The 6,880-nt window shown below is 73.2% G+C and carries 5 protein-coding genes; 1 reads left to right on the top strand and 4 read right to left on the bottom strand.

From position 1 onward, the window contains the following. The 4 genes from ACWDX9_RS57410 to ACWDX9_RS57395 all read right to left on the bottom strand — a co-directional run. Positions 1–197 (bottom strand): hypothetical protein (locus ACWDX9_RS57410; protein WP_449971588.1); only part of this gene is annotated, 197 nt, incomplete at its 3' end. Continuing rightward, positions 194–706, bottom strand: coding sequence for a SigE family RNA polymerase sigma factor (locus tag ACWDX9_RS57405; protein ID WP_350741375.1), 513 nt, complete (start codon positions 704–706; stop codon positions 194–196). The genes ACWDX9_RS57410 and ACWDX9_RS57405, both read right to left, overlap by 4 nt. A gap of 126 nt (positions 707–832) precedes the next feature. Next, complete coding sequence (locus ACWDX9_RS57400; RefSeq protein WP_449971586.1) at positions 833–4,012, bottom strand: S8 family serine peptidase; 3,180 nt, start codon at positions 4,010–4,012, stop codon at positions 833–835. Positions 4,013–4,109: 97 nt separating this feature from the next. Further along, positions 4,110–4,598: a hypothetical protein gene (locus ACWDX9_RS57395; protein WP_449971583.1), complete on the bottom strand. Its 489-nt coding sequence runs from the start codon at positions 4,596–4,598 to the stop codon at positions 4,110–4,112. Between the two features lie 171 nt (positions 4,599–4,769). Between ACWDX9_RS57395 and ACWDX9_RS57390 the strand changes: the two genes are divergently transcribed. After that, the coding region (locus tag ACWDX9_RS57390; RefSeq protein WP_449971581.1) for an ATP-binding protein at positions 4,770–6,880 on the top strand (2,111 nt) is incomplete at its 3' end.

Raw genomic sequence — 6,880 nt, 5'->3', positions numbered from 1 at the left:
GGGGCGCCCGCCGACTGTTGCTGGACCCCGCGGGTGTATCCTCCCGCCCGCGCGCGGCCGGCCGTCGCCGCCGCCAATGCGAGGCCGCGGCGACGGGGGCGGCGCTCGCGGGGCCGCAGGAACCGCTCCGGCGCGGGCGGCCGCTCTTCGTCGGCCATGTCGGAGAGGGTCTCGCGCAGCAGGTTCTCGATGTTCATCCGAACTCCCTCACGGTGGTCAGCTCAGGTGCCGTCTTCTTCAGGCGTTCCAGCGAGCGGTAGATCTGGCTGCGTACCGACCCCACGCGGACGCCGAGCAGGCGCGCGATCTCGGTCTCGGAGAGGTCCTCGAAATAGCGGAGCACGAGCATGGTCCGCTGCCGGGGGGTGAGCCGGGCCAGGGCCGCGCGCATCACCAGGCGAAGGTCCGCGACGTCGGCGTGCCCGGCGTCGATCCGCTCGGGCGGCCGTCCGGTGGACACCTCGGCGACGCGTGACCGCCGCCGCCACCAGCTCACCTGTTCGTGGTACATGGCACGGCGGACGTATCCCTCGATGGCGGCCGGATCGCGCAGACTGCGCCATTTCGCGGCCGTCTTGACCAGGGCCGACTGCACCAGATCCTCGGCGGCGTGCCGGTCACCGGTCAGCAGGTAAGCGGTGCGGAACAACGCCCCTGATCGGTCGACGACGAACTTTCGGAAGTCCGCCTCAAATCCTGGATCCACCCGTCCTCCTCGCGACGTTCACGGGCAAGGACGCGAGCGGCACGTCGATCTATGCCGGTAAGGCCCAGGTTTCTCGCCACCCCGATGGCGTCGGGGTGGCGAGCTCCGAACGTGGTCCCTTCGGGCTCAGCTTGTCGCGACGATCCGGTAAGCCCTGATCACCGTCTGCTCCACCGCGTTCCCCGCCGTGTCGCCGGACCTGGCCCGCAGCGACACGAATCCGTCGCCCACGGGATGCCGCAGCACCACCCGTGAGCCTTTCACCTCCGCCTTCGCCCAGGTGGCGCCGTCATCGTAGGACACCTCGACGGTCGTCTCCCGAGGGCGTCCCGCCGAGCCGCCCGGCTGCGGGCGCACGGAGAACGGCACGGTGAAGAGCCGGCCCGCGGGCGCGGCGTTCTCCGCGTCCAGCGCAGGGGTGAACGTCACCACGGAGACCGGCAGCCGTACGGTGCCGTCCGCGGCGGTCGCCGAACGGAACGTCCACGCGACCGACACGCGCGTGCCGAGCACGGCGGGGGCGCCGCGCTCGGCCTCGGCCACCAGCCGGTATTCCGCCTCGCCCGCCGGCACCTCGAAACGGGCCTGAAGGCCGGCCGCCCCGCCGATGCGCTCGCCGTCGCGATAGAGGGTCAGGTGCTCGGTGGCGCGGGAGGACCAGCCGAGGGAGCCCCGCCCGTCGCCGAACAGCCACAGGTCGGCCGAGATCACGTCACCGGTCCGGGAGACCGTGCCGCCTTCCTGGTCGCCCGCCGGCAGGGACGGGCCGAACACGCCGCGGTTCCACGACTCCGTCGTGACCCGGCCCGCCGGGTACCGGTGGAAGGCCGACTCGAACTGGTTCACCCGCCCGTCCGCGCCGTACTCCCACAGGTAACGCTGCCAGCGGATGCCGTCCCCGGTGTTGACGTGCTCTGTCCGCACCGAGGGGGTGATGACGGGGTCGGAAGCCAGCCAGGTCGAGATCTTCCCGTCGCGTGGCCAGGCCCGGCTCGCCGCTTCGCCGGTCGCGCCGGGCAGATGGCGCGCGTAGTCGGTGCGTATGGTGGCCAGCCGCTCCCGCGTCGTGTCACGCCGGAACCCGGTCACGACCCTGCCCCGCTCGAACCAGGCCATCCGGTACGTGTCGGCCCCCGCCCAGTGAGCCGCCACCATGGTCAGCAGCCCCTCGTAGTCACGGTCGGGCCCGAGCTGCGCCGTGAACATGCGATCGAACCGGCTGCCGAGCCATCCACGGTTCCGCGGCGTGCCGCCGGGCCCGCGCCACTGGTAGACGACCTGGCCGAGTACCAGCTTGGCGTCGGCGCTCGGCGCGGTGATGTCGAGCGGCCGGCCGAGCCGGGCGTCGGCGTCCACCGTCCGGTCGGCGTCGAGGCGCAACTCCGGCTGGACGAGCAAGGTGACGCCGTCCTCGTCCAGCACCGTCGTGTCGAACAGCCACCTGCCCTTGGGCAACCGCAGCGTGGTCGTCTCCGCGCCCCCGAACAGCACGATCGGCAGCGCCTCGGCGTCCAACCGGACGATGCCCGCCTCGAAGTCACCGGTGGGAACGCCCGCCCTGTTCGTGTGCCTGATCGTCAGGTTGTAGCTCTCGACCTCCTTCTCCACCGCCACGGGGGTGCTCACGCCGACGCCGCCGGCGCCGGAGGCCACGACGTACCCGCCGAGGAAGCCGTCGGGCCCGCCGGCACTGGTGTCGGCGGTGACGGCGGCCTCCGCCGTGCCGCCCGCGGGGACGACGATGGTGTGGGGTGACACCGTGAACGCCTCGCCCGCCCGGATGTCGAGCGTGAGGGTGAGCGGCGTGTCGGAGTGGTTGCGGTAGACCAGTTTTCTGGTGACCGCCTCGTCGTCGCCGTGTGGCCACTCCTGCCGCGGGAAGCCGATGCCGGCCGGTTCGGCGGTCACGGTCCGGAGCGTCGCGCGAGCGGCGTCCACCCGGCCCGCGCCCTGCCCGTACACGTTGACGGTGGGGTTGGGCTTGGCCGAGCCCATGAGGGCGGCCTTCAGTGTGTCCGCCTTCCAGCCGGGATGCTCCCCGGCCAGCAGGGCCGCGACACCGGCCACGTGCGGGGTGGCCATGGAGGTGCCGGACTTGGCGACGTACGAGCCGGTGCCGGGGCTGTCCTTGCTCCGGGCCGCGGTGATCTCCGCGCCGGGGGCCGTGATGTCCGGTTTGAGCCCGTTGTCACCGACGCGAGGTCCGCGGCTCGAGAACGACGCCGGTTCGTCGGACTTCGTCACCGCGCCCACCGCCAGCGCGGCATCCGCGCTGGCCGGGGACGATACCGACCGATCGGTCCCGGAGTTGCCCGCCGCCACCACGAACAACGTGCCGTACCGCTCGGTCAGCGTCTGGACCGCCTGCTCGATCGGGTCGGTCTCCGGCGTGTCCGCCGTGCCGAGGCTCAGGTTCACGACCTGGGCACCCTGCTCGGCCGCCCACTGCATGCCGGCCAGGATCGCCGACTCGGAGCAGAAGACGGATTCGCACACGCGGCCGTCCAGCAGGGCAGCGTCCGGAGCCACGCCGCGGTGGCGCCCGCCGGAGGCGGCCCCGCTGCCCGCGATGGTGGAGGCGACGTGCGTGCCGTGGCCGACGACATCGCGCTCGTCCGGCTCCTCGGTGAAGTCGTGCCTGGCCACGACCTTGCCGGCGAGGTCCGGGTGAGTCGCGTCGATGCCGGAGTCGAGCACGGCCACCTTCACGCCCTTGCCGGTGTGGCCGCGGGCCCAGGCGTCGGGCGCCCCGATCTGCTTGACGCTCTGGTCCAGCGACACCTTCCTGAACCCGTCGAGCCAGACCTTGCCGCGCGTCCCGAGCAGCCCGGCCCGGCCGGTGGATCCGGCCAGGTCCTGCCAGAACCGCGTCGCCTGAGCGCGTTCCTCCTGTACGGAGTAGCCGCCGACCGCGGGCAGCGCGGCGGACCGGGCGCCGCGGGCCAGGGAGGCCGGCCGCTCCGCCCCGGTGACGATGAGCGGCAGCGAGCCGCGGCGGTCGTCGTACCCGTAGTCGAGCAGCGTCGTCACGTCGAACAGCCGCTCGTCGAGACGTCCGGCCCTGAGCAGCGGGAGCGCGTCACCGGGGATCACGCGTAACCGGCCCGCGTCCCGGCGGGTGTGGAACATGACCTCGTCGCGGCCCTCGCCCCGCTCGACGAGCGCGGTGTCCGGGCCCACGACGGTCACCCGGTCGCCCGTGATCAAGGTGACGCTCCGGGCCTCCGCCCCGGCCGCGCTCTGCTGCCCCGCCTGCGCGGTGGCGGTGGGTGAGGCGGAGAGCGCGGCCGCGGTCAGCAGTAACACCCCGGCCGCTCTGGCTCCTTTACGCAATGTGAAGCTCCTGATCGTCGACAGTGGATCACTATGTATCTGCCGATGCGACCATTCACGTTCACGCCTGCTAGAGGCCGGTCATCACGAGCCTGATGTAGTAGGAGTAGTAGGTGTCGTCGGTGCCGGTGATGGTCTTCACCAGGCCGACCGACTGCCCCGTGGAGAGCGTGGCGCAGACCGAGCCCTGCGCGGTGATCGTGCCGAGGGTGGTGCCGCCGGAGACCCATGGCGGGGTTACCTCGCGCAGGCTGTAGAGCGCCGAGCCGGCGGAGCTGATCGTGGCGCTCGGGCTCCCGAAGGAAGCGGTGTAGGCACGGGAGCCGGCCCACATGTTGACCCAGTTGTTGCCGGCGGGATACATGATCCCGCCCAGGTTGATCCGGATCTCGTCCACGCCGTCGGACTCGTCCACGTTGTTCGAGTCGATGTAGTCCAGTTCCACCCGGCAGGTCGCGGCCCTGGCCGTCGCGCCGGCGGGCGGTGCGACGGCCAGCGCCGCCGGCACGGCCAGAGCCGTCGTCAGGGCGAGCGCCGGGATCAGTTTCTGAGTGCGCATCCTGTTTCTCCTCCGGTGTGATGTGCTCCGCTGCTGTCGCGAAACGCGGCATCAGAGTGGGGCAGGCAGCGTGAGCGGATCGTGAGAGCCCAGGTCAGTGACGGAGAGCACGTTCCATATGCGCCTTTTGGCACAGCCGCGCGGCCGGGGCGCGCCTACTGTGCTGCTTCTATGGGAGAGTCGCTGACCCTGCTGCTGCTCGGTCCGCCGGAGCTGGCCGTCGCGGGGCGGCCGGTGGACATCCGCGCCGCCAAGACGCGTGCCCTGCTCTGCTACCTCGCCGCCACGCCGGGGCCGCGACCGCGCTCGGAGCTGGCCGCGTTGTTGTGGGGCGAGCGGCCCGACGCCAACGCCCGGGGCAGCCTGCGCCTGGCGCTGTCGGAGCTGCGCAAGGAGGTGGGCGGGTGGCTGGACATCACCCGCGACCACGTACGCTTCCGCGCCGGCGACGGCTGCTTCGTCGATCACGGGCGCCTGGCCCAGACGCCGACCGTGGCCGAGGCGCTGCGCTTGTGGCGCGGCGACTTCATGGACGGCGTGTGGTTCTGCGACGCCCCGGCGTTCGGCGGCTGGGTGGAGTCGGAGCGCGGGCGGGCCCGGCTGCTGCTGCGCGAACTCCTGCTGCGGTCCGGCTCCGCGCCGCCCGACCAGTTCGTACGGCTGGCGCGGCTGGTGGCCGGGCTGGATCCGTACGACGAGGAGGCGCACCGGCTGCTGATCACGGCGCTGGCCCGGGGCGGGAACCGGGGCGCGGCGCTGGCCTGCTACGACGACCTGCGGCGGCGCCTGTCCGACGAGCTGGGGGTGGAGCCCGCGCCGGAGACGGCGGCCGTCCGCAGGCAGCTTGTCACCCCCGTACGAGCGCCGCAGGCGGCGCCCGCCGACCGGCAGGTCCGCGCCGCGCCGCCCGTACCCCGCACCGACCTGTTCGGGCGGGAGACGGAGATCCGCGAACTGCGCGCGCTGCTGGCCCGCGAACGCCTCGTGACCCTGCTCGGCCCCGGCGGCGTCGGCAAGACGCGCCTGGCCATCGCCGCCGCCACGTCGTCGTGCGCGTTCGTGTCCTTCGCCGGGGTGGGCCCGGAGGCGGCCGTCACGACGCTCGCCCGGCGTCTCGGCGTGGACCTCTCCCCGCAGCGCCCGGCCCTTGACCTGCTGCTGGCCGCCCTGTCCGGCCGCGATCAGCTGCTCGTCCTGGACAACCTCGAACACCTGCCGGCCATCGACCCGACCATCGCCCTGATCATGCGCACCGCTCCGGGAGTGCGGATCCTCGCCACCAGCAGACGCCGCCTGGACGTGCCCGGACAAGTGACGTTCGAGGTGGCGGGCCTGCCGGGCCCGGAGGCTGAGGCGTTGTTCGCGTCCAGGGCCCTACGGGCGCAACCGGCCTTCGACCCCGGCCCGCACGCCGTCCCGGTCGCCGCGATCTGCGCCGCCATCGGCGGCCTGCCCCTGGCCATCGAACTGGCGGCCGGCCTGCTGCGCGCGGTGCCGCTCGCGGAGCTGGCCCAGCGCCTCGGCGTGGACGCCGGCCTGCTGTCCGCCGACGGGCCGGCCGCCCGGTCGCGGCACGCCTGCATGCGTACGGTCTTCGAGACCTCCTGGCGGCTGCTCGACCCGGCCGGGCGAGCGGCGCTGGCGGCGCTGTCGGTGTTCAGCGGCGGCTGCACGCTGCGGGCCGCGCTGGAGGTGGCCGGGACCACGCCGCGCGTGCTGGTCCACCTGGTGGATCACAGCATGATCCAGCTCACCCCGTCCGGCCGTTACGTCCTGCATCCCGTCATCCGGCAGTTCGCCGCCGGACATTTGAACCCCCGGGAGCGCCGCGCGGTACGGGAACGGCACGCCGCCCACTTCACCCGCCTGCTCGACCGGCACGCCGCCGCCCTCCAGGACGCCTCCGACGCCGAGGTCACCCGCGTGCTGGGCGTGGAGCTGGACAACATCCGGCTGGCCTGGGCGGTGTCCGGCCGGCCCGGCTTTCTCGACCGCTACTGGGTGTTGTGCCTGCGCCTGCGTCTGTACGAGGAGTCCGGCGCCGTCGTCCTGCGGCACCTCGCCCGTACGCGCGAGGCCCCGTACCTTCGGGCGCGGTGGTTGCGGATGGCGGGCGTGAGCGAGCACCAGCTGGCCAGGGAGCGCGAGTCCACCCGCCTGGCCAGGGCGGCGCTCGACACGATAGGCGAGCCGCTCCCGACGTCCCGCCCCGGCCTCGCCGCCGCCGTCCTGACGGCCGCCGCCCGCCAGGTCCTCCACCGCGTTCTGCCGATCCGTCCCTC

Source organism: Nonomuraea sp. NPDC003201 (assembly GCF_053590415.1).
This window is presented reverse-complemented; position numbering and strand designations above follow the sequence as displayed.

Coding starts and splice junctions, on each gene's coding strand:
- ACWDX9_RS57395 (WP_449971583.1), bottom strand. CDS start 4,598: ATGCGCACTCAGAAACTGATCCCGGCGCTCGCCCTGACGACGGCTCTG.